The following is a 17,242-nucleotide window of genomic DNA, read 5'->3' on the forward strand; positions in this document are numbered from 1 at the left end:
ATGGACGTGCGCGGCAAGACGTTCGTGGTGACCGGCGGCGGCAACGGCATCGGCCGGGAGATCGTGCTGGGGCTGGTGCGGCGCGGCGCCGAGGTCGCCGCGGTGGACCTCGACGCGGCGAAGTTGGCGCAGACCGTGGCGCTGGCGCCCCCGGGGGCGCGGATCAGCGTCCACGCGCTCGACGTCACCGACGCGGTCGCCGTGGACGCGCTGCCCGCCCAGGTGATCGCCCAGCACGGCCAGGTGGACGGCCTGCTCAACGTGGCGGGCATCATCCAGCGCTTCGTCCGGTTCGGGGAACTGCCCCGCGCCGAGGTCGAACGGATGATGAACGTGAACTTCTGGGGCGTGGTCGGCATGGTCCAGGCGTTCCTGCCGCACCTGCTCGAGCGCCCCGCGGCCTCGCTGGTGAACGTGTCCAGCATGGGCGGGTTCATCCCCGTTCCGGGCCAGACGGCCTACGGGGCGAGCAAGGCGGCGGTCAAGCTGCTCACCGAGGGGCTGCGCGCCGAACTGCGCGGCAGCCCGGTGGCGGTCACGGTCGTCTTCCCGGGCGCGGTGGGCACCAACATCACCGCGAACAGCGGCGTGACCACGCCGGGCGCCGGGACGCGCGACCAGGCGGCGGCGGCCGCCAGGACCACCTCGCCGGCGGACGCGGCCGAGACGATCATCCGGGGCATGGAGCGCGGCAGCTACCGCGTCTTCGTGGGCCGGGACGCCAAGGGCCTGGACGCCCTGACCCGGCTCGCGCCGGAGCGGGCCATGGACCTGATCGCGGAGAAGATGGGGCACCTGCTCGGCCCGCGTTGAGTCGACAAGCACCACTGACGTGCGGGGCCCGGCGCGCGGCGCGTCGCCCCGCGCCACGCACCGGCGGAGGCGGCCGCACGCCTACGGTCAGGCGTTCTCGATGAGGTGCAGCTGTGTCCCGTCCAGGTCGACGAGGAATCCGGCGCGCAACCCCCAGGGCTGCAGGCGAACCGGGTGGAGGCGCGGCCACCCGAGGGTCTTCTCGGCGACCCCCGATGCGGAGACCTGCGCGTACAGGCCGTCGAGATCGTCGACGCGGACGCTGCACATGAACGAACTGCGGGCGGGATCGAGGTCGGGGAAGGGGAAGAACTCGAGCTGCAGCGCGCCGCGGCGCAGGATCAGCCATCCCTCGTCGCGATAGCTGACCGCGAAGCCGAAACCGCCGTAGAAGCTGACGGTGCGGTCGAAGTCGCGCGAGGGGAGGTTCGGGACTGCCAGGTCGGTCACGTGGCCAGGCTACGACGCCCGGCGGCGGCGAAGCAGCGCGGGTGGTGAGCGGGTGGCGCGGTCAGGCGCGCTCGGCGCGGGCGTAGGCGGCGGGCGTGGTGCCCAGGGTCGCCGTGAAGTCCCTGGTCAGGTGCGCCTGGTCGCTGTAGCCGAGCTCGGCGGCCAGCGCCGCCCAGGAGACGGGCTCGCGGGCCTGCACCCGCTCGGCCGCGTCGATGATCCGGAAGCGGCGGATCACCCAGGTCGGCGACACGCCCACGTGGGAGGCGTAGAGGCGCTGCAGCGTCCGCACGCTGCAGCCGGTGGCGGACGCGAGGTCGGCCGCGCTCCGGACCCGGCGATCGCCCTCGGCGGCGCGCGCCCCCTCCGCCACCTCGCGGGCCTCGCGGACGCGGCGCTCGGGCCGCCGGGAGAGTGCCTCCAGGAGCGCCGAGGCCAGGAGCGCGGCGCCCTCGCCCACCCCGCGCCGCTCGGCCCGGACGGCGAGGTCGTCGCCCCAGGCCGGGTGCACCTCGGCGCCCGGCAGGGCGCGATCGGTCAGGGCGCTCACGTCGTCCAGCCACGCCCCGAATCCCCCGACCGTGGTCTTCGCGGCGAGGTTCCAGCCCGTCCCGGACAGGACGCGGGTCGAGCGCCGCGTCGGGACACCCGAGATCACCGTCCGCAGCGGGTAGGGGCCGGGCGGGGGCGCCTCGCTGGGCGGCGGCGGGTCGCCGATGCTGATGTTGACGGCGGGCAGCGACAGCACCTGCTGGGCGTGACGGACGCCGGGGTCGAACTCCCAGCGCACCGCCCAGAACCAGTCGATCAGCCCCGACAGCGCATCGGGGGCGGGGAGCCGCTCGAAACGGACGCGGCGCATCATGGACCGGGGGGCGATGATGCCGCGCGTGTCGCGCACGGTCGTCATGGGGGCGACGCTACCGGCTGGTTGGCGCGGATCTTCAATCCCGCGGCCACGAGGGCTCCCTAGCGTCGTCCCCATGACGACACAGACGGACGTCCACGCGACCCTCACCGAACTGGCCGACCTGCTGGAGCGGATCCCGGCCGAGGCCGACGGCCCCACTCCCTGCGACGACTTCCCGATCCCGGCGCTGCGCCGGCACGTCGTCGGCTGGCTGACCGCCTTCACCGATGGCTTCTCCCGCCCCGACGGCGCCTGCAGCGACGCCGACGCCGTCGCGGTGGCGGGCGACGGGTCGGCCCAGGTGCGCGGCCTGCGCGACCGGCTGGACGCGGCCCTGACGGCGGGCGCGGGCGAGCGTCCGCTGTCGATCGGCGGCTCCGCGATGCCGGGCGACCTGGCGCTGGCCATGATCCTGTGGGAGTACCAGGTGCACGGCTGGGACCTGGCGCGGGCGGCCGGGCTGCCGTGGAACCCCGACGTGGACGCCCTCGCGGCGACGCTGGCCTTCGCCCCGGGGATGCTGTCCCCGGACAACCAGGGCGAGGGCATGACCTTCGCCGCTCCCGTTCCGGTCCCCGAGGACGCCCCGCCGCTCGATCGGTTGGTGGGGCTGTCGGGGCGCCGGCCCGACTGGGCCGCCTGACCGGTGCCGCGTCCGGCCGCGCCCGACCGGGCGGCGCGCGTCAGCGGGGCACGATGACGCCCCGCGCCGCCACGCGCTCGGGCCGGCCGGCGTTCCACGCCCAGCGCTCGTTGCCGGCCACCGCGACCTCGACGGTCGTCCCGCCCCAGGTCAGCTCGCCCTCGACGGTGCGCGCCACCATGCCGACGATCTCGCTCAGGTCGCCCGCGGCGTCCAGCACGAGGCGCAGCCCCGCGGGGAAGACCGCCGAGACGTCGCCGTCCACCCGCAGCGTGGCGTCCTCCCCCTCGACGCGCAGGTCGTAGCGCCGCCCGCCGACGTCGCGGCCGTAGGAGGTCGCGGTGGCGGGCAGGTCGTGCTGGACCTGCGGGGCGCGCATGCCGGTCACCCACAGCGTCCGGTCGAACCGGGGCAGGACGCCGCAGCAGCGCTCCACGAAGTCGAGCAGCGCCAGGATGGCCGGGGCGTAGTCCGAGGTGAACCCCTGGTCGCCGACCCAGGGGTTGACGGTCTGGGCGAACCGGACCTCGCGGCTCAGGGCCGCCACCGTGGGCCACAGCGCCCAGCCGAGTTCCACGTAGCGGCCGTGCGGCTCGAACGCGTCCGGGGCCCGCAGGATCGCCAGCATGTTGGTCGGCCCCGCCCACGAGTTGTAGGCGGTGTGCGGGTCGAAGCGCGGATCGTCCAGGGCCACCGAGGTGAACGGGAACGCGGCGAAGAAGCGCCGCGGGTTGAGCAGGTGCCGCTCGGCGGCCGCGTCGAAGAAGGCGTCGCCGCCGATGCCGCAGGCGAGCACCCGCAGCAGCGCGTCGGTGTTCACGCGGACCGGCTCGCCCTGGGCGTCGCGGTCGTAGAACGTGCCGTCTTCGTCGTGCCAGGTCTGCTCCAGCAGCGCGCGCTGCGAGCGGGCCGCCTTGACGCGCCACGGCTCCGGGTCGAGGTGCAGGCTCGCCGCGATGCCGGCCAGCGCCAGGCGCTGCGCGGCGACGTTGGCGGTCAGGTCGGGCGCGACGAACGGCAGCCGCGGGTTGTCGCGGTCGTAGCGGGTGGCGTCCCCTCCGGGGCAGCCGTCGGGGACGTGCCAGAACCGCGGGGAGCGGTCGTGACCGGTGTCGTAGGTGCAGAACGCCTCGACGCCGCCGGTGCCGCGGGTGTCGCGGTGCTCGGCGAGCCACGCGTCGTGGGCGGCCAGCGCGGGGTAGGCGTCGGCCAGCAGCGCCGGGTCGGCGGCCAGGGCGGCGACGCGGGCGACGCTGCGCGCGAACGGGGTGACCATCTGGATCTGGGCGTAGGAGGGCCCCTCGGGGGTCACCTTGTAGGGCAGCTGGCCGTCGGGGCCCGGCTGCGACACGACCCGCCGGATCGTCTCGGCGGCCACCCCCGGCAGGAAGCGGGCGAGCACCTCGCAGCAGATGGACGCCGTGGACTCGACCCACGCGCCCCCGTAGATCCCGCCCTCGTGCAGGATCGGCGCGCGGCCCGGGTGCGCGACCAGGCAGCGCTCCAGCCGCTCGGTGGCGGCGTGCCAGGCCCCCTCGAGCGGGCCGTCCGCGGCGAACGTGACGCGGGCGTCGGACCAGCCCTCGCCAGCTGCCTGCTCGGGCCGGTGCGGTGCGGTGTCAGCCATGCGGGCACCCTACCGACCCCGCTCGGGCTGGTCAGGCCCCGGTTGCGATTTAGTCTCAAGATGCTACAAATCTCTGGCGCAGCGACCCCCTCTGCCCCTAGGGTGACGCCACCAGCATCAAGGGAGATGAAATGAAACGTGCAAACAAGGTGCGGCTCGCGGCGGTCATCGCCTCGCTCGCCGTCCTGGCCACCGGCTGCTCCTCCGGCGGCGGTCCGGGCGCGACGCCCACGCCGGAGGGCCCCGCGACCATCCGGTTCGCCTGGTGAGGCAACGCGACCCGCGCCCAGACCACGCAGGCCATCGTCGACGCCTTCATGGCCGAGAATCCCGACATCAAGGTCGTCACCGAGCCGGGCGAGTTCTCGGGCTACTTCGACAAGCTCGCCACCCAGGTGGCCGCCAACGACGCCCCCGACCTGATCACCCTGGGAGGGGCCTACCTGCCCGAGTACACCGGGCGGAAGGTGCTGCTGGACCTCGACACCGTCAAGGCGGAGTTCCCGACCGACAAGATCGACCAGGGGGCGATCGACAACGGCAAGGTCGACGGCAAGCGGTTCGGCGCCACCACCGGCGTGAACGCCCTCGGCGTCCTGGTGAACCCGAAGGTGTTCGCGGACGCCGGCGTCGCGCTCCCCGACGACGAGACCTGGACGTGGGACGACTACGCGCGGATCGCGCAGAAGATCCAGTCCAAATCCCCCGACGGCGTCTACGGCGCCGCGGGCGGCCTGACCCACGACAGCCTGGACGCCTGGGCGCGCCAGCGCGGCGAGAGGCTCTACACCGCCGACGGCAAGCTGGGGCTCACCAAGCCGACCCTCACCGACTACTTCCAGTACTCGCTCGATCTGGTCAACGACAAGGCCGCGCCCCCGGCGTCCATCATCACCGAGCAGGTGAACATCGCCATCGAGCAGTCGCTCGTCGCCACCAACAAGGCGGGCATGGCGGTCACCTGGAGCAACTACCTGACGCCGGGCAGCAAGGCCGCCGGGCAGGACCTGAAGCTGTTCAAGCTGCCGGGCGAGAGCGTCGGCAAGCCGGGCATCTGGCAGCAGTCGAGCCAGTTCTTCGCCATCAGCGCCAGGTCCAAGCACCCGCAGGCGGCCGCGAAGCTGATCGACTACCTGCTCAACTCGCCGGAGGCGGGCAAGAAGGTCCTCAACGACCGCGGCGTCCCGACGAACTCGGCGGTGCGCGAGGCCATCGCGCCGGCCCTGTCCTCGACGGGCAAGGCCGAGGTCGAGTACATCGACCGCATCGGCAAGATGGACCTGCAGCCGACCTTCATCGGGCCTCCCGGGTCGACGCAGGTCACCGACATCACCAACCGCGCGATGAGCGACGTGCTGTTCGCCCGGGCCACGCCCGAGCAGGCCGCCGACCGCTGGATCGCCGAGACCCAGAGCGCCATCGCCTGATGCCGCACAGCAGCGAGATCCAGATCCGTGACCCGTTCGTCGTCGTGGACGACGGCCGCTACTGGCTGTTCGGCAGCACCGACCCGAACATCTGGACCGGCCCCGGGCAGGGTTTCGACTGCTACGCCTCGACCGACCTCTCCTCCTGGGAGGGGCCGGTCGAGGCCTTCGGCGCCCGCCCCGACTTCTGGGGCACCGAGAACTTCTGGGCCCCGAGGCGCACCGGTTCGCCGATGCCTGGTACCTGTTCGCCACCTTCCACGCGGCCGGCGCGCTGCGGGCCAGCCACATCCTGCGCGCGGACGCGGTGCAGGGCCCCTACGAGCCCTGGTCGGACGGCCCGATCACGCCGCCGGGGTGGCAGTGCCTGGACGCCACCCTGTTCGTCGCCGAGGACGGAACCCCCTGGACGGTGTTCTGCCACGAGTGGCAGCAGGTGCACGACGGCGGCATGTGGGCGATGCCGCTCACCCCGGACCTGCGTCGGGCCGCCGGGCGCCCGGTCTGGCTGTTCAACGCGTCCGAGGCGCCCTGGACGCGCCCGCTCGCCCTGCCGCCCCACAAGGCGCGCCCCTTCGACGTCCACGTCACCGACGGCCCGTTCCTGCACCGGACGGCCTCGGGCGCGCTGCTGATGCTGTGGTCCAGCTTCACCGACGCCGGGTACGCGATGGGGGTGGCGCGGTCGGCGTCCGGGGAGATCGTCGGTCCGTGGGAGCACGAGCCCGAGCCGCTGATCGACGGGGGCTGCGGGCACGGCATGGTCTTCCGCGACCTGGACGGCGCCCTGCGGGCGACCTACCACACGCCCAACGACACCCCGAACGAGCGCCTGGTGATCCGCACGCTGCTCGAGGACGGCGACCGGCTGCGGCTGGCCGACTGAGCGGCGGCGCGCGCCGGCACCGGGTGGGTCAGACCGCGCCCGGGGCCCCGAAGCCGGCGATCTCGATCTTCTTCATGCCCATCAGCGTGTCGTAGGCGCCCGGGGCGGCCATCAGCTCGCCCAGGTTGTCGGGGACGAGCTGCCAGCTCACGCCGAACCTGTCGGCGCACCAGCCGCACTGCTCGGCCTCGGGGACGGCGCTGAGCTGCGACCACCAGCGGTCAAGCTCCTCCTGGCCGTGGCAGTTCACCATCAGGGAGACCCCGCAGTTGAACGTGACGTCGGAGGCCACGCCGGAGTCCATCGCCGCGAACCACTGGTCGAACAGCTGCAGGTCGCCGAACTGGAGGGCCTCGGGCGCGGCGGGGCCCACCTGCTCGCCGTAGGGCACCAGCGTCTGCACCCGCCCGCCGAACACCTCGGCGTAGAACTCCAGCGCCTCCCGCGCCCGGTTCTGGACGCCGTCGGCGAACGTCAGCGTCGGCAGCACCGCGGGCACGCCGCCGCCCTCGGAGTCGGCCAGGATCAGCTGCCACGACACCCCGTAGCGGTCCCGCACCCACCCGTAGCGCGCGCTGAACGGGTAGGCACGCAGCGGCAGGACGGCCTCGCCGTCGGCCAGCAGCGCGTCCCAGACGGCGTCGAGCCGCTCCACGGCGCTCGGGTCGACCGACGGGTCGAAGTTCAGCATGAACGACACCGACGTGTTGACCTCGAACTCCGGGCCCGCGTTGATCGCGATCATCCGGTAGCCCGCCACCTCGAACTCGACCGTCAGCACGTCGCCGGCCAGCTCGCGCTGGAAGTCCGGCAGCCCCTCGGTCGGGTACCGGACCGTCTCGACCACCGCGGCGTCCGGCAGCACCGAGACGTAGAACTCGACCGCCTCGGCGGCGGTGTGGTCGAACCAGATGTTGGGCACGATGCGCTGCATGACGACCTTCCCCGCGCCCCGGCGGGGCGTCAGGCCCCCACGCTACGACTCCGCCGCGGCTCAGGACAGAGTTCGGCGCGGCCCGTGGCCGGCCTAGACGTCGATGTAGCGCATCTGCTGGGGGTTGTACCGGTCGCCGGCGACGCCGACCCGCCCGGCCAGCGCGCTGAGCTCGGCGACCTCGTCGGCCGACAGCGCGACCGCGGCGGAGCCGGCGTTCTCGGCGATCCGCTCGGTGCGCCGCGTGCCCGGGATGGGGACGATGTCGGGGCCCTGGGCCAGCAGCCACGCCAGCGCCACCTGTCCCGGGGTGGCCCCGCGGCCGTCGGCCAGCGTCCGGACGCGCTCCACCAACGCCTGATTGGCGTCCCTGTTCTCGGGGGTGAACCGCGGGATCGTGGACCGGATGTCGCCCTTGGCGAAGTCCGTCGCGGCGTCCACGGTGCCGGTGAGGAACCCCTTGCCGAGCGGGCTGAACGGCACCAGGCCGATGCCGAGCTCGCGCAGGGTCGGCAGGACCGCGTCCTCGACGCCGCGCGTCCACAGCGAGTACTCGCTCTGCAGGGCGGCGACCGGCTGCACGGCGTGGGCGGCGCGGATCGTGGCTGCGGACGCCTCGGACAGCCCGAAGTGCCGCACCTTGCCCTCCGCGATCAGCTCGGCGACCGTGCCCGCGACGTCCTCGATGGGGACGGCGGGGTCGACGCGGTGCTGGTAGAACAGGTCGATCACGTCGGTGCGCAGCCGCCGCAGGGACGCCTCGGCGACGCGCCGGATCTGGGCCGGGCTGCTGTCGAGGCCGACGCTGCGGCCGTCCTCGATGCGCCAGCCGAACTTCGTCGCGATCACCACGTCGTCGCGGATCGGCTCCAGCGCCTCCCCGACGAGTTCCTCGTTGACGTAGGGCCCGTAGACCTCGGCGGTGTCGTAGAACGTCACGCCGTGCTCGGGCGCGGAGCGCAGGACGCGGATCATCGCGTCCCGGTCGCCGGGGTTGGGTCCGTAGCTCTGGGACATCCCCATGGCGCCCAGGCCGATCGCGGAGACGGTCAGGTCGGGGCCGAGGGTGCGCTGATGCATGTCGATCCTCTCCAGGGCCGGGCGGGGGCGGCCGACCCTGAGCCGACCGTACGCCCGGGGGCCGCCGCGCGGCGAGCCCCGGCCCACATCACGGCGTCGACCGCGACCTCGACGGGCGCCGGGCCCGCGGGGACCGGTGGTCAGCGGGGACCGGCGGTCAGCGGGGACCGGCGGTCAGCGGGGACCGGCGGTCAGCGGCGGCCGCCGTCGAGTTCGACGACGTCGGGGTCGCTGCCGGAGCGTTCGTCGCGGTTCAGGCCGTCCAGAACGGCCCGGGCGTCGGCGTCCCAGGCGACGTCGAGGGCGCCGAGGTTCTCCGCCATCCGCGCCGGGCTGGACGCCTTGGGGAACGTCACGTCGCCGCGGTCGAGGTGCCACGCCAGCACGACCTGCGCGGGCGTCGCGCCGAGCCGGTGCGCGACCGCGAGCACCTGGGGGTCCGTCAGGACGCGGCCGCGCGCCAGCGGCGACCAGGCCTGCGTGACGATGCCCCACTTCCGGTGCAGGGCGCGCAGCGGCTCCTGGCTGAGGTAGGGGTTGATCTCGACCTGGTTCACCGCCGGCACGACCCCGGTGGCGTCGATGACCGCGCGCAGGTGCTCCGCGGTGAAGTTGGAGACGCCGACCGCCGCGACCCGGCCGGTGGCCAGGAGGTCCACCACGGCGGCCCACGTCGCCCGGTAGTCGGTGCTGCGGGCCAGCGGCCAGTGGATCAGGTACAGGTCGAGCCGCTCGAGGCCCAGATCGTCCAGAGATCGCTCGAACGCCGGGCCGACCTCGGCGACGGCGTGGTAGGGGTTGTCGAGCTTGGAGGTGACGAACAGGTCGGCGCGCGGGATCCCGGACGCCGCGAGCGCGCGGCCGACCTCGCGCTCGTTGCCGTACATGGCGGCGGTGTCGATGTGGCGGTATCCCGCCGCCAGCGCCTCCGCGACGACCCCCTCGGCCTGCTCGGGCGCGACCTTGTAGGTGCCGAACCCCAACTGCGGGATGCCGCCGCCGCCCGGCAGCGGCACCGTCGGCACGCGGGGCGGCACCTCAGCCCCGTCCGAACGTCGCGAAGGTCTGGGGCTCGCCCTGGACCGGGAAGTCGCCGAACACCTGCCGCAGGAACCGGACGCTGTCGGGCAGCCAGGCCGCCACGTCGGCGTCCACCATGGCGGCGCGGCCGGACGCGGTCAGCGGCTTGGCCAGGCTGATGCCGTGGGGCCCGAGCAGGTAGACGTGGGCCTCGAACGGGATCCGGCGGCGCGCCAGCGCCGAGCAGAAGTCGAGCGTGTTCTCGACCGGGACCGTCTCGTCGCCCTGCGTGCTGAACACGAAGGCGGGCGGGGTGGCGTCGTCGACGGCCTCGACCGTGTCGAGGATCCGCTTGCCCATGTACGGGCCCAGGCTCGCCAGCGTCACCGGGTAGCCCAGCACCAGCGCGTCGGGACGCCGCGGGGCGGACACCCCGAGTGTCGCCGCGAGGTGACCGCCGGCCGAGAACCCGACGACGGCGACCTGTGCGGGGTCGGTCCCGTTCTCGGCGGCGTGGTCGCGGACCCACTCCAGTCCGGCGACGCCGTCGGCGCGCGAGTCCTCCCAGGGGTGCTCGCCGGTGGCGTAGCGCAGCACGAACGCGTTGAAGCCCTCGGCGAGGTAGGCCAGCGCGATCGGCTCCGCCTCCCGGTCGGAGCAGTAGCGGTAGCCGCCGCCGGGCAGCACCAGGACCGCCGGCCGCATCTCGGTGCCGGCGAGTTCGGCGCTGGCGTCCTGCACGTACCCGGTCAGGGTCGCGGTCGGAGTGATCTGTTCGGTGAACACGCGCACGGCGGGCTCCTTCGCGGTGGTGGTCGTCCCCCGACGCTATCGCGCCCGCACCGGTCTTCGGCGCCGCGCCGCTGCTGCCGGCTCGGGGCGATCCCCTCCCCCGCCGCGCAAGTGCCGGAGCGGGCGCCGAAGAAGTTGCCGACACGGTGTCGCTATCATTTCCGCATGGAGATCCTCAAGAACGTCATACTCGCCCTCCACATCCTCGGCGTCGCGGCCCTTCTCGGCGGCGTGCTCATGCAGTCCCGGTCGAAGTCGGGCCCGCTGGCGCCGGCCATCCTGCACGGCGCCACGACCATGCTGGTGACCGGCATCGCGCTGGTCGGCCTGCAGTACCCGCTGGGCTATGAGGTCAACAACGCCAAGATCACCGTCAAGCTCCTCGTGCTGCTCGCCATCTTGACCATCGCCCTGCTCAACCGGAAGAAGGAGACCATCGCCGGCTGGGTGCTCCCGGCGCTGGGCGGACTCACCGTCCTGAACGTCCTGTTGGCCACCATCTGGAAGAACTACGCCTGACCACCCGGGCCGCCTCTCGAGGGCGGCCCACCGTCGGCGCGCGGGCGGCTCGAACGCCCGTCCTCCGCGGTCGGCGACGCCCCCGCAGGCCCGGGCGCACTCCCCGAACGGACGCCCGCCGCCGCCGATTCCACGCCATACTGAGCCGATGCCCAGGATCTCCGCCCCCACCGTCGCCGAGCACCGCTCGGCGCAACGCGCGGCGCTCGTGCGGGCCGCGGTGGAGATCCTGCTCGCCGACGGCGTCGCCGCGGCCGTCCCCCGCGCGGTCTGCGAGCGCGCCGGCCTGTCGCGCACCAGCTTCTACGACTACTTCCCCTCCCGCGATGACCTGCTGATCGCCGTCGCGATCGACGCCTTCGACGCCTGGGACCGGGAGATCGAGGCCGCGCTGGCCGCGGCGCCCGCCGACGGGCGGCTGCGCACCTACGTCGAGCAGACCCTGGCGATGGTGGCCGACGGCAAGCACCAACTCGCCAACGCGCTGCGCGAGGCGCAGTTCGCGCCGAGCCATCTCGAGGACCTCATGACCCTGCACGACGCGCTGGTCCGGCCGCTGGTGCAGGTGTTGGCCGAGCAGGGCGTCCCCGCCCCCGAGCGGCACGCCCAGTACGTCAACGGCCTGATCGGGGCCGCCATCGCCGGCGTCGAGCACGGGCTCGACCCCGCCGTCGCGGCGCGGGAGGTCACCGCGATCCTGGCCGGCGGCCTCGGGTCACCCGCGGCCGAGGGGTAGCCGGCCGGTCGCGCCACGGGGGCCCACGACACGCGGGGTCACGCCGCGCAAGCCCGGACGGTCAGGGCCGGGCGCCCTCGATGGTCCCGACCACGCCCGCCATGACCTCCGCCAGAGAACCGGGCTCCGGCGTCCACCGCTTGGCCACGACGTTCATCGGGTAGAGCAGCACCTCGTCGCGCTCGCGGTAGACGGCGGCCTCGGTCCCGTACTCGTCCGCGGCCACCACCCAGCGCAGCCCGAGCCTCCCGGCCAGGTAGGTGCCCAGCGCGGCACCGACCGCGTTGATCAGCGGGTTCGGGTCGGGACGTTCCCCCTCGGGCAGCGCGAACCACGCGGCGCGCTCCGCCTCGAAGTGGTCCGAGAGGGCGCGCGGGTCGTCGACCAGACCGGACAGGGGGCCGTCAGCGAGGCGATCCAGTCGCGCTCGGCCTGGTTCATCTCCGCGATGTCGAGCATGGGGTTCTCCTCGTTCGGCGTCCCGCCACCCTACGGGGCTCGGGTTCCGCCCGACGCACCGCCCTCCGGGACCCGGCCTGCGCGGTGGGCGCACCGCCCGGCACGCCGCCGCGCGGCACGCCGAGCGGAGGCGCTCAGCGGCGCGTGCTGCCCCGCAGCACCAGCTCGGGCTCGATGCGGTGGACGGCGGCCGGGTCGGCGTCCCAGTCGAGCAGGACGCGCAGGCAGCGGTGCCCCAACTCGTCGAACGGCTGCCGAACGGTGGTCAGCGGCGGGGCGAAGAACCCCGCCCCCGCCACGTCGTCGAAGCCGACGACCTGTGTGCGCCCGGGGACGGCCACGCCGGCGTCCCGCAGCGCCGCGAGGACGCCGAGCGCGGTGAGGTCGTTGCCGCAGAAGACGCCGTCGGGGGATCGAGGGCCAGCTCGGCGCCCAGGGCGTAGGCGCGCTCGGCCGACCAGTCCCCGTGCAGCAGCGCCGGACGCGGCAGCCCGGCGGCGTCCAGGGCGGCCTCCCAGCCGCGGACGCGGCCGCGGGCGTCGAACCAGTCCAGCGGCCCCGCGACGTGGACGATGCTGCGGCAGCCGGACGCGATCAGCGCCTCGGTGGCCCGCCGCGCACCCCCCTCCTGGTCGACCGCCACGACGCGCACGCCGGCGGTGGGCTCCGCGCCGTCGGCGACCAGCACCGTCGGGACGCCTGCGCCGGCTTCGGCGACGGCCGCGACGACGGCGTCCTGGGGTGCGATGACGACGATGCCCTCCACCCCGCGCGCCAGGAACGACTCGAGCAGCCCGGGCGCGTCGTCGGCCCCGCCCAGGATGCCGACCAGGGTGGCGTACCCGGCGGCGCGGGCGGCGTCCTCGACGGCGGCCAGCGTGCTCGCCGGCCCGTGGTAGTCCAGTCCCGTGGCGAGGACGCCGATCAGGGCGGTGTGCCGGGTGGCCAGCGCGCGGGCGGCCAGGTTGCGCCGGTAGCCGAGCTCGGCGATGGCGCGCTCGACCCGCTCGCGGGTCTGCGGCCGGACGACCGCGGGCTCGTTGAGCACCCGCGACACCGTCTGGTGCGAGACCCCGGCGCGCGCCGCGACGTCGGCCATGGACGGCGTGCGCGCCTCCGGCATCTAGACCCCCTGCGTCATCCGGTGCCACACGTGCTCGAGGCGGCGCTCACGCGCGAACGCCCGCGGCTGCGTGGACTCGTCGATGACCGCGAGCTCCATGCCCGCGATCGCGGCCAGATCCTGCCACATCTCCAGCGTGGTCGCCGTCGTCATGGCCGTGTGGTGCGCCGCGCCGGCGATCAGCCAGCATTCGGCCGAGGTCGCGAAGTCGGGCCGGGGCACCCAGACGGCGCGGGCGACGGGCAGCAGCGGCAGCGGCTCGTCGGGGGCGACGTTGTCCACCACGTTGGCGGTCAGCCGGAACCGCTCCCGCAGGTCGGCCAGCGCGATCACGAGCGCGGGACCCGCGTCGGCGTCGAAGACCAGGCGCACCGGGTCGTCGCGGTCGCCGATCCCCAGGGGGTGGACCTCCAGGCGCGGGCGCGCCGTGGTCAGGCTCGGGCAGACCTCCAGCATGTGGGCGCCCAGGATCTTCTCGATGCCCGGCCGCATCTCGTAGACGTAGTCCTCCATCAGGGACGCCCCGCCCGGCCGGCCGTGCCCCATCACCTTCGCCGCGCGGACCAGGATCGCGGTCTTCCAGTCGCCCTCGGCGCCGAACCCGTAGCCGTCCGCCATCAGCCGCTGCACGGCCAGCCCGGGCAACTGCGTCAGGCCGCCGAGGTCCTCGAAGTTGGTGGTGAACGCCCCGAAGCCGCCCGCCTCCAGGAAGTGCCGCAGCCCGATCTCCTGGCGTGCGCCCTCGCGCAGCGACGCGTGCCGGTCCCCGCCCGCGCGCAGCTCGGGGCGACGTCGTAGAGCCGCTCGTACTCGGCGACCAGCGCGTCGATGTCGGCCTCGGCGACCGCGGCGACGGCGGCCACGAGGTCGTTGACGCCCCAGGTGTTGATCGCGACGCCGAGGGTCAGCTCGGCCTCGGTCTTGTCGCCCTCGGTGACGGCGACGTTGCGCATGTTGTCGCCGAAGCGGGCCACCGAAAGGTGGTGGAGGTCGTCCCAGGCCGTGGCGGCGCGGGCCCAGTCACCGATCTTGGCGCGGGTCGCGTCCTGGCCGGCGTGCCCCACGACCGTCCGGCGCGCCTTGCCCAGCCGGGTGGCGGCGTAGGCGAACTCGCGGTCGCCGTGCGCGGACTGGTTGAGGTTCATGTAGTCCATGTCGAGGGTCGCCCACGGCAGCGCGGCGGACGCCTGGGTGTGCAGGTGCAGCAGCGGCTTGGCCAGGGCGTCGAGCCCCAGCAGCCACATCTTGGCCGGGGAGAACGTGTGCATCCAGGTGATGACCCCGACCACGGCGTCGTCGGCGTTCGCGGCCAGCATCTCCGCGCGGATGGCGTCGCGGTCCTTCAGCGTCGGCCGCCCGACGACCTCGACGGGGATCTCGCCGCCCGCGTTCAGCTGGGCGACGACCTCGGCGGCCTGGGCCGCCACCTGGTCGAGGGTCTCGGGGCCGTAGAGGTCCTGCGATCCGGTGAGGAACCAGATCCGCTTGCCCTCGAAGGGGTTCTGCATGGTGCGTCCTTTCGGGTGTGGCGAGCCTCAGCGCTGGCCGTAGACGTTCTGATAGCGGTCGTTCAGGGCGGCGATGTCCGCCGCGTCGATCGCGACGAGCGGGCCCAGCTCGCGCGCCAGGTGTACGGTGCGGGCGACCTCCTCCACCATCACCGCGGCCTTGACCGCGGCGTGGCCGTCCGGGCCGACGGTGAACGGGCCGTGGTTGGCCATGAGCACGGCCCGGCCACCCGTGGCCCGCAGCGTGTCGACGATGCCGCGGCCGATGGAGTCGTCGCCGATCAGCGCGAAGGGCCCGATCGGGATGTCGCCGCCGAACTCATCGGCGATCATCGTCAGGACGCACGGGATCGGCTCGCGGCGCGCCGACCAGGCGGTGGCGTAGCTCGAATGCGTGTGCACGACGCCGCCGACCTCGGCCATGTGCCGGTACACGTACGCGTGGGCCGCGGTGTCCGAGGAGGGGCTGAGCGCGTCGGGCGTGCCGTCGGCGATCTTGTCGCCCTCGAGCGTGCAGACCACCATCAGCTCGGGCGCCAGCTCGGCGTACGACACCCCGGACGGCTTGATGACGAACAGATCGGCGCCGGGGACGCGCTCGGAGACGTTGCCGGCCGTCCACACCACCAGCCCGTTGGCGGGGAGTTCGGCGTGCAGCGCCGCGACGCGGGCGCGGGTGGCGGCGACGGCGTCCTGCACGGCCGGGGGCAGCTCCGTCAGGACGGTCTGGGCGGTGTATGCGGTCACGGTGGCCTTTCACAGGGAGACTCCCACCATGTTAGCGCTCACATACGCCGCCTGCGAGCACTAACATCGACCGCGACAGGCAGCAGGCCGGCGCGCAGCGAGGCGCGGCCGGGCAGACGAGGAGGCACCGTGACCGCATCCGCCCCGACCCAGCAGGCCGCGCGCGAGCATCCGGCTCCCCCGGCCCCCACGCCGGACGCCGCCCCCGGCACCGAGGCGGCGCGCCGCATCGCGGCGGGCGACACCGCCCTGGGGATCGAGCTGGGCTCCACCCGCATCAAGGCCGTGCTGATCGACGCCGCGGGCGCCACGCTCGCCTCGGGCGGACACGCCTGGGAGAACAGCCTCGTCGACGGGGTCTGGTCCTACGACCTGGCCGACGTGGAGGCCGGCGTCCGCGCCGCCTTCGCCGACCTGGCCGCCGCGACGCAGCGCGCCCACGGCGTCCCGCTGGAGCGGGTCGGCGCCCTGGGCGTCTCCGCGATGATGCACGGCCACCTGGCCTTCGACGCCGCCGGCGACCTGCTCGTCCCGTTCCGGACGTGGCGCAACACCTCCACCGCGGCCGCGAGCGAGCGGCTGACCGCGGCGCTGCAGCAGCACATCCCGCAGCGCTGGAGCGTCGCGCACGCGTTCCAGGCCGCGCTCGACGGCGAGCCGCACGTCGCCCGGGTCGCGCACCTCACCACGCTGGCCGGCCACGTGCACGAGCGCCTGACCGGGCGCCGCGTGCTCGGCGTCGGCGACGCCAGCGGCATGTTCCCCCTCGACGCGACGGGCACCGGGTACGACGCCGCCCGGCTGGCCACCTACGATGCGCTCGCCGCCGAGGCCGGGGTGCCGTGGTCGCTGGCCGACGTCCTGCCGGACGTGCTGCCCGCGGGCGCGGACGCCGGACGCCTCACCGAGGCCGGCGCCGCCTGGCTCGACCCGACCGGGACCCTGCGGCCCGGCGCGCTCGCCGCCCCGCCGGAGGGCGACGCGGGCACCGGCATGGTCGCGACGAACGCGATCGCGCCCCGCACGGGCAACGTGTCGGCGGGCACCAGCATCTTCGCCATGGTGGTGCTGGAGCGGCCGCTGCGCGGGCTGCACCCCGAGATCGACCTCGTCGCGACGCCGGCCGGCCACCCCGTCGCGATGGTGCACGTCAACAACTGCTCCTCCGACCTCAACGCGTGGGCGGCGGTGTTCGGCGAGTTCGCCGCGGCGAGCGGCACCCCGCTCGAGCCCGACGACCTGTGGGCGCTGCTGTACGCCCAGGCGCTGGCCGCCGAGCCGGACGCGGGCGGCCTGCTGGCCTACAACTACCTCTCCGGCGAGCACCTCACCGGCTTCGCCGAGGGCCGCCCGCTCCTGGCCCGGACGCCGCAGGCGCGGCTCACGCTGGGCAACCTGATGCGCGCGCACCTGCTCAGCGCGTTCGCCGCGCTGCGGCTGGGGATGGACGTGCTGGCGACCGAGGAGGTCGCCGTCGACGGCCTGCTGGCGCACGGCGGCATGTTCCGGACGGCGGGCGCGGCGCAGCGGCTGCTGGCCGGCGCGCTGGGCGTCGAGGTGAGCGTGGG

General features: G+C 74.3%; 17 protein-coding genes and 4 pseudogenes. 8 read left to right on the forward strand and 13 right to left on the reverse strand.

Translation table 11 applies throughout. The features are described from left to right. Positions 1 to 813 (forward strand): SDR family NAD(P)-dependent oxidoreductase, encoded by an 813-nt coding sequence (locus tag G7070_RS03455; RefSeq protein WP_166231985.1) that lies wholly within the window; start codon positions 1 to 3, stop codon positions 811 to 813. Positions 814 to 900: 87 nt separating this feature from the next. On the opposite strand, the gene G7070_RS03460 is transcribed toward G7070_RS03455, so the two are convergent. Beyond that, entirely contained in the window at positions 901 to 1,263 is a 363-nt protein-coding gene (locus G7070_RS03460; RefSeq protein WP_166231987.1) for a bleomycin resistance protein, read from the reverse strand. Positions 1,264 to 1,324: 61 nt separating this feature from the next. Continuing rightward, entirely contained in the window at positions 1,325 to 2,173 is an 849-nt protein-coding gene (locus G7070_RS03465) for a helix-turn-helix domain-containing protein (protein WP_166231989.1), read from the reverse strand. Between the two features lie 73 nt (positions 2,174 to 2,246). Between G7070_RS03465 and G7070_RS03470 the strand changes: the two genes are divergently transcribed. Next, entirely contained in the window at positions 2,247 to 2,816 is a 570-nt protein-coding gene (locus G7070_RS03470; RefSeq protein WP_166231991.1) for a TIGR03086 family metal-binding protein, read from the forward strand. A gap of 40 nt (positions 2,817 to 2,856) precedes the next feature. On the opposite strand, the gene G7070_RS03475 is transcribed toward G7070_RS03470, so the two are convergent. Next, the gene (locus tag G7070_RS03475) at positions 2,857 to 4,443 is read right to left on the reverse strand and encodes an MGH1-like glycoside hydrolase domain-containing protein (RefSeq protein ID WP_166231993.1); all 1,587 of its coding nucleotides are present in this window, start codon (positions 4,441 to 4,443) and stop codon (positions 2,857 to 2,859) included. Between the two features lie 131 nt (positions 4,444 to 4,574). On the opposite strand from G7070_RS03475, the gene G7070_RS17530 reads away from it, so the two are divergent. The 3 genes and pseudogenes from G7070_RS17530 (at position 4,575) to G7070_RS03485 (ending at position 6,756) form a co-directional block, all read left to right on the forward strand. Next, positions 4,575 to 4,712: a hypothetical protein gene (locus G7070_RS17530; protein WP_206079916.1), complete on the forward strand. Its 138-nt coding sequence runs from the start codon at positions 4,575 to 4,577 to the stop codon at positions 4,710 to 4,712. 21 nt (positions 4,713 to 4,733) lie between these two features. Further along, positions 4,734 to 5,870, forward strand: a pseudogene (locus G7070_RS03480) (ABC transporter substrate-binding protein); the annotation flags it as partial. 205 nt (positions 5,871 to 6,075) lie between these two features. Continuing rightward, positions 6,076 to 6,756, forward strand: a complete 681-nt coding sequence (locus G7070_RS03485) for a glycoside hydrolase family 43 protein (RefSeq protein ID WP_431977929.1) — start codon at positions 6,076 to 6,078, stop codon at positions 6,754 to 6,756. A gap of 28 nt (positions 6,757 to 6,784) precedes the next feature. Here the strand turns inward: G7070_RS03485 and G7070_RS03490 are convergent, their stop codons facing one another. The 4 genes from G7070_RS03490 to G7070_RS03505 form a co-directional block, all read right to left on the reverse strand. Next, positions 6,785 to 7,690 (reverse strand): VOC family protein, encoded by a 906-nt coding sequence (locus tag G7070_RS03490; protein WP_166231995.1) that lies wholly within the window; start codon positions 7,688 to 7,690, stop codon positions 6,785 to 6,787. Between the two features lie 93 nt (positions 7,691 to 7,783). After that, positions 7,784 to 8,770, reverse strand: a complete 987-nt coding sequence (locus tag G7070_RS03495) for an aldo/keto reductase (RefSeq protein WP_166231997.1) — start codon at positions 8,768 to 8,770, stop codon at positions 7,784 to 7,786. A gap of 191 nt (positions 8,771 to 8,961) precedes the next feature. Further along, positions 8,962 to 9,795 (reverse strand): aldo/keto reductase, encoded by an 834-nt coding sequence (locus G7070_RS03500; protein WP_206079918.1) that lies wholly within the window; start codon positions 9,793 to 9,795, stop codon positions 8,962 to 8,964. Positions 9,796 to 9,808: 13 nt separating this feature from the next. Beyond that, the gene (locus tag G7070_RS03505) at positions 9,809 to 10,582 is read right to left on the reverse strand and encodes an alpha/beta hydrolase (RefSeq protein ID WP_206079919.1); all 774 of its coding nucleotides are present in this window, start codon (positions 10,580 to 10,582) and stop codon (positions 9,809 to 9,811) included. 165 nt (positions 10,583 to 10,747) lie between these two features. Between G7070_RS03505 and G7070_RS03510 the strand changes: the two genes are divergently transcribed. Continuing rightward, complete coding sequence (locus G7070_RS03510; RefSeq protein ID WP_166232001.1) at positions 10,748 to 11,101, forward strand: hypothetical protein; 354 nt, start codon at positions 10,748 to 10,750, stop codon at positions 11,099 to 11,101. Between the two features lie 148 nt (positions 11,102 to 11,249). Next, positions 11,250 to 11,837 carry a TetR/AcrR family transcriptional regulator gene (locus G7070_RS03515; RefSeq protein WP_166232003.1) on the forward strand — a complete coding sequence of 196 codons (588 nt, stop codon included), beginning with the start codon at positions 11,250 to 11,252 and terminating at the stop codon, positions 11,835 to 11,837. Between the two features lie 61 nt (positions 11,838 to 11,898). On the opposite strand, the gene G7070_RS03520 is transcribed toward G7070_RS03515, so the two are convergent. The 6 genes and pseudogenes from G7070_RS03520 to G7070_RS03535 form a co-directional block, all read right to left on the reverse strand. After that, positions 11,899 to 12,390 (reverse strand): DUF3806 domain-containing protein, encoded by a 492-nt coding sequence (locus G7070_RS03520; protein WP_166232005.1) that lies wholly within the window; start codon positions 12,388 to 12,390, stop codon positions 11,899 to 11,901. Between the two features lie 40 nt (positions 12,391 to 12,430). Further along, a complete protein-coding gene (locus G7070_RS18310) occupies positions 12,431 to 12,844 on the reverse strand; it encodes a substrate-binding domain-containing protein (RefSeq protein ID WP_246227614.1) in 414 nt (137 codons plus the stop codon). Beyond that, positions 12,748 to 13,419: pseudogene (locus tag G7070_RS18315) on the reverse strand (LacI family DNA-binding transcriptional regulator); the annotation flags it as partial. The gene G7070_RS18310 and the pseudogene G7070_RS18315, both read right to left, overlap by 97 nt. Then, positions 13,420 to 14,037: an L-arabinose isomerase family protein gene (locus G7070_RS18320; protein WP_431977930.1), complete on the reverse strand. Its 618-nt coding sequence runs from the start codon at positions 14,035 to 14,037 to the stop codon at positions 13,420 to 13,422. Then, positions 14,014 to 14,927, reverse strand: a pseudogene (locus G7070_RS18325) (L-arabinose isomerase family protein); the annotation flags it as partial. The gene G7070_RS18320 and the pseudogene G7070_RS18325, both read right to left, overlap by 24 nt. 27 nt (positions 14,928 to 14,954) lie before the next feature. Then, entirely contained in the window at positions 14,955 to 15,647 is a 693-nt protein-coding gene (locus G7070_RS03535; RefSeq protein ID WP_206080069.1) for an L-ribulose-5-phosphate 4-epimerase, read from the reverse strand. A gap of 312 nt (positions 15,648 to 15,959) precedes the next feature. On the opposite strand from G7070_RS03535, the pseudogene G7070_RS03540 reads away from it, so the two are divergent. Then, positions 15,960 to 17,237 (forward strand): annotated as a pseudogene (locus G7070_RS03540) (FGGY-family carbohydrate kinase); the annotation flags it as partial. Between the last annotated feature and the right edge of the window lie 5 nt (positions 17,238 to 17,242).

Source organism: Propioniciclava coleopterorum (assembly GCF_011393335.1).
In the GTDB taxonomy this organism is placed as follows: domain Bacteria; phylum Actinomycetota; class Actinomycetes; order Propionibacteriales; family Propionibacteriaceae; genus Propioniciclava; species Propioniciclava coleopterorum.

What these genes read in the sequence shown, in the direction of transcription:
- G7070_RS03455 (WP_166231985.1), top strand. Translation starts at nt 1, where the DNA reads ATGGACGTGCGCGGCAAGACGTTCGTGGTGACCGGCGGCGGCAACGGC.
- G7070_RS03465 (WP_166231989.1), bottom strand. Translation starts at nt 2,173, where the DNA reads ATGACGACCGTGCGCGACACGCGCGGCATCATCGCCCCCCGGTCCATG.
- G7070_RS03470 (WP_166231991.1), top strand. Translation starts at nt 2,247, where the DNA reads ATGACGACACAGACGGACGTCCACGCGACCCTCACCGAACTGGCCGAC.
- G7070_RS03475 (WP_166231993.1), bottom strand. Translation starts at nt 4,443, where the DNA reads ATGGCTGACACCGCACCGCACCGGCCCGAGCAGGCAGCTGGCGAGGGC.
- G7070_RS17530 (WP_206079916.1), top strand. Translation starts at nt 4,575, where the DNA reads ATGAAACGTGCAAACAAGGTGCGGCTCGCGGCGGTCATCGCCTCGCTC.
- G7070_RS03490 (WP_166231995.1), bottom strand. Translation starts at nt 7,690, where the DNA reads ATGCAGCGCATCGTGCCCAACATCTGGTTCGACCACACCGCCGCCGAG.
- G7070_RS03495 (WP_166231997.1), bottom strand. Translation starts at nt 8,770, where the DNA reads ATGCATCAGCGCACCCTCGGCCCCGACCTGACCGTCTCCGCGATCGGC.
- G7070_RS03510 (WP_166232001.1), top strand. Translation starts at nt 10,748, where the DNA reads ATGGAGATCCTCAAGAACGTCATACTCGCCCTCCACATCCTCGGCGTC.
- G7070_RS03515 (WP_166232003.1), top strand. Translation starts at nt 11,250, where the DNA reads ATGCCCAGGATCTCCGCCCCCACCGTCGCCGAGCACCGCTCGGCGCAA.
- G7070_RS18320 (WP_431977930.1), bottom strand. Translation starts at nt 14,037, where the DNA reads ATGGCGGACGGCTACGGGTTCGGCGCCGAGGGCGACTGGAAGACCGCG.